We start from the raw sequence: 3,741 nt of genomic DNA, 5'->3' as shown, positions 1-3,741 counted from the left end.
GTGCTGGCCCAGCCGGCCGGTACCGTTCAGGGCCGCATCCGGATGACCGAGCAGGGCGAGATGATCGCCCGCCGGTTTGGGGATCAGCCGACCGCGCGGCGCAATCTGGACGGTCTGGCGGCGGCGGTGCTGATCGCCAGCGAACGTCCCGCGGTGCGGCCGGACCCGAAGGTCGAGGCGGCCATGACCGCCTTGGCCCAGGCCTCGTTCGAAGGCTATCGGGCCCTGGTCTATGACGATCCGGCCTTCGAGGACTTCTTCTGGTCGGCGACCCCGATCGGCGAGATCGTCGGACTCAATATCGGCAGCCGCCCGGCGTCGCGGACCGCCAGCCGCAAGATCGAGGACCTGCGGGCCATCCCGTGGGTGTTCTCCTGGTCGCAGGCCCGCTTCATGCTGCCGGGCTGGTACGGCTTTGCGGCCGGGGTCGAGCGGGCAGGGCTGTCGGTCCAGCAGCTGCAGGACCTGGCCGGCGATTTCGACTTCTTCGCCTCGCTACTGTCGAACATGGAGCTGGCCCTGGCCCAGAGCCACATGGGCATCGCGGCCCGCTACATGGCCCTGTCGCAGGATCCGACCAATGCCGAGCGGATCTTCGCCACCATCCAGCGCGAGCACGAGGCGGCGTCCGGTCTGGCCCTGGCCATCCGGGGCGGCACGGCCCTGCTCGACAACCAGCCCGAGCTGGCCGAGTCGGTCGCCCTGGCCGGGTTGTCGGTGGATCCGCTGAACCACCTGCAGCTGGAGCTCCTGTCGCGCCGCCGGCGCGGAGACCAGGATGAGGCCGTCCGTCTGGCCATTCAGCTGACCGTGGCCGGGATCGCAGCGGGGCTTCGCAACACCGGGTGAGACCGGTTGCGAAAGCTCAGGCTTTCCAAGGCTCTAGAAGCGTAACGCTGGTATCGAGAACCGCTTGCGCCTGCGGCGGGTTTCGGGTTATGACTCAAATGACACCGGTAGCAATTCTGGCTCACCCCGGAGATGACACCGGTATCAAAACGTTTCGGGTCGACCTGGTCGGACCGTCTCGTCTGCGGCTCTTTGAGCTCGCTCCTGCGCAAACTTCGGGGCGTCGGGCCAGACCCGGCGCCCTCACTTTTGCAGCAGGTCGGGCCCAGGATCTTGGGGAAGGGAACAATCCGGCGCAAACGCGCCTTTGTTTGACGCAACGGCAAGCCCAAGGTGGCGTCCGTGCGCGGCGCGGTCTAAACGATCGCCCTGAGCCAATACCGGCGAAATCTTCCCTGCGACGGGGCCACTTTGCGGCTCCTGCGCAAGATCGATGCTTTTGGAGGACTATATAATGGTGAAAGACCGTATGGCGGTGCTGACCGCCCTGATGGACCAGGGCGTCATTCCGGTTTTCTATCACCCGGACGTCGAGGTCTGTAAGAAGGTCATCCAGGCCTGTGCCGACGGCGGCGCGCCCTGCATTGAATTCACCAACCGCGGCGATTTCGCCAGCCATGTCTTCTACGAAGTCACCAGGCACTTCGCCTCGGCCGATCCGCGCGTGATCATGGGCGTCGGCTCGATCGTCGATGCACCGACCGCCGGCATCTACATCGCCAACGGCGCCAAGTTCGTCGTCGGCCCGATCCTGAACGCTGACGTCGCCAAGGTCTGCAACCGCCGCAAGATCCCGTACTCGCCGGGCTGCGGTTCGGCCTCGGAAATCTCCTATGCCGAAGAACTGGGCTGCGAGATCGTCAAGGTGTTCCCCGGCTCGTCGGTCGGCGGTCCCGATTTCATCAAGGCGGTGCTGGGCCCGATGCCCTGGACCCGCATCATGCCGACCGGCGGCGTCGATCCCGACGAAGCTTCGGTCAAGAAGTGGTTCGGCGCGGGCATCGTCGCCGCCGGCATGGGCTCCAAGCTCATCACGCCGGAACTCCTCGACGCTCAGGACTATGCGGGCATCACCGCAAAGGTCCGCGAGACGGTTGAGCTCATCAAGAAGGTTCGTGGGAAGGCCTAAATGACTGATCAGATCCTCAACATCCGCCCGGCTTCGGAAACGAAGTGGGATTGCGCCAGCTTCGGTGAAGTGATGCTGCGTTTTGACCCCGGCTTCGGCCGGGTTCGCAACGCGCGCCAGTTCAACGTCTGGGAAGGCGGCGGCGAATACAATGTCGCCCGCGCTTTCAGGAAGTGCTGGGGCAAGCGCTCGACGGCCGTCACCGCCCTGCCGGTGAACGACCTGGGCTGGCTGGTTGAGGATCTGATGATGCAGGGCGGTGTCGACACCAGCCACATCATCTGGCGCGATTTCGACGGCCTCGGCCGCAACACCCGCGTGGGCCTGAACTTCACCGAGAAGGGCTTCGGCGTGCGTCCGGCCCTGGGCTGCAGCGACCGGGGCCACACGGCCGCCTCGCAGATCCGTCCCGGCGAAGTGAACTGGGAGAAGCTGTTCGGCGAGGAAGGCGTGCGCTGGTTCCATACCGGCGGCATCTTTGCGGCCCTGTCGTCGAGCACGGCTGAGGCCGTGATCGAGGCGGTGGAAGTGGCCCGCAAGTACGGCACCGTCATCTCCTACGACCTCAACTACCGCGCCTCGCTGTGGAAGTCGCAGGGCGGCAAGGAAGGGGCCCAGAAGGTCAACCGCCACATCGCCCAGTATGTCGATGTGATGATCGGCAACGAAGAGGACTTCACCGCCTGCCTGGGCTTTGAAGTCGAGGGCCTGGACGAGCACATCAGCTCGATCGATCCGGCCAACTTCAAGAAGATGATCGAGACGGCGGTGAAGGAGTTCCCGAACTTCAAGGTCGCCGCCACCACCCTGCGCAACGCCAAGACCGCCTCGGTCAATGACTGGTCGGCGATCCTCTATGCCGGCGGCGAGTTCTACGCCTCGATGATGCGCGAGAACCTCGAGATCTATGACCGCGTCGGCGGCGGCGACGGCTTCGCCTCGGGCCTGGCCTTCGGCTTCATGGAAGGCAAGGGCCCACAGGCTGCCGTCGAGTACGGCGCGGCTCACGGTGCGCTGGCCATGACCACGCCCGGCGACACCTCGATGGTGCGCCAGGCGGAAGTCGAGGCCGTGATGAAGGGCAAGGGCGCGCGGGTCATCCGCTAGTCGGTCAGGACGGTCACCGCGGTCCGGCGTGTAACGGGCCGAGCCGGAGGCTCGTCCTGCCCTTGTGTTTCAGGCAAACGCGGCTCCTGGGCCGGGATTGCCGGATCAGAGAAGCCCCCGGTCTCAGGATCGGGGGCTTTTTCGTTCGGATCGGTCCTGGTCGGGGGGCTGAGCAGCTTTTTCATGCGTCGTATGACTTCGCGATAGAGCTGGGCCCGGCGCGCCCTGGGCCAGGCCGGGTCGGCGGACTTGTCGATGGTGCGGTTGCGGACGCGGGTTCGGCTGCGGGGCATGGGGGTCCTTTCTGTGGCGTGTCGGTTTTCTTCCGGGAGACTCCAGGCGCACGATCTCGGCGTCGCGCCGGAGGCCGCAACGGTCGGGGAGGGGGCGGAGCGTCCGGGCCTCGCCCGGAAAGCATTGAAAAAATACCGTTTCGACGAAGTTCAGACGCTCCGCGCGACCGTTTTTCGGCAGCATCCGGCCCTTCGGCGCTGTTCACGCCAGGCCGTCTAGGCCGCCGACCGGCGGGCAGGCCGCGAGGCCTGTCCCGGACCGCAGGCATCTCTGCCTGCCTGCCGTCCCCGTCGACCCTGTCACCCCACGTCGTTTCTGTGATCCACGGCCGACCGCCGCCAGAGGGATGGAGGTTGCTCCCG

General features: G+C 66.0%; 4 protein-coding genes. 3 read left to right on the top strand and 1 reads right to left on the bottom strand.

Annotated features, from left to right (window positions below):
* The 3 genes from DBR10_RS09145 to DBR10_RS09135 all read left to right on the top strand — a co-directional run.
* A partial coding sequence (locus DBR10_RS09145) for a phosphoenolpyruvate carboxylase (RefSeq protein ID WP_146187833.1) occupies window positions 1–849 on the top strand: 849 nt, incomplete at its 5' end.
* Between the two features lie 454 nt (window positions 850–1,303).
* Window positions 1,304–1,978, top strand: a complete 675-nt coding sequence (locus DBR10_RS09140; protein WP_108505508.1) for a bifunctional 4-hydroxy-2-oxoglutarate aldolase/2-dehydro-3-deoxy-phosphogluconate aldolase — start codon at window positions 1,304–1,306, stop codon at window positions 1,976–1,978.
* On the top strand, window positions 1,979–3,085 hold the full coding sequence (locus tag DBR10_RS09135; RefSeq protein ID WP_108505507.1) for a sugar kinase: 1,107 nt from the start codon (window positions 1,979–1,981) through the stop codon (window positions 3,083–3,085). It begins immediately after the preceding gene.
* Here DBR10_RS09135 and DBR10_RS09130 read toward each other — a convergent pair.
* The gene (locus DBR10_RS09130; RefSeq protein ID WP_108505506.1) at window positions 3,082–3,378 is read right to left on the bottom strand and encodes a hypothetical protein; all 297 of its coding nucleotides are present in this window, start codon (window positions 3,376–3,378) and stop codon (window positions 3,082–3,084) included. The genes DBR10_RS09135 and DBR10_RS09130 overlap by 4 nt on opposite strands.
* Window positions 3,379–3,741: the final 363 nt, after the last annotated feature.

This window comes from Caulobacter sp. HMWF025 (genome assembly GCF_003060965.1).
GTDB lineage: Bacteria > Pseudomonadota > Alphaproteobacteria > Caulobacterales > Caulobacteraceae > Caulobacter.
Note: the sequence above shows the minus strand (reverse complement) of the source record. Positions and strands in the feature narration are given on the sequence as shown.

Bases quoted from the DNA above. Each gene is read 5' to 3' on its own strand.
- DBR10_RS09140 (WP_108505508.1), top strand. From the start codon at position 1,304: ATGGTGAAAGACCGTATGGCGGTGCTGACCGCCCTGATGGACCAGGGC.
- DBR10_RS09135 (WP_108505507.1), top strand. From the start codon at position 1,979: ATGACTGATCAGATCCTCAACATCCGCCCGGCTTCGGAAACGAAGTGG.
- DBR10_RS09130 (WP_108505506.1), bottom strand. From the start codon at position 3,378: ATGCCCCGCAGCCGAACCCGCGTCCGCAACCGCACCATCGACAAGTCC.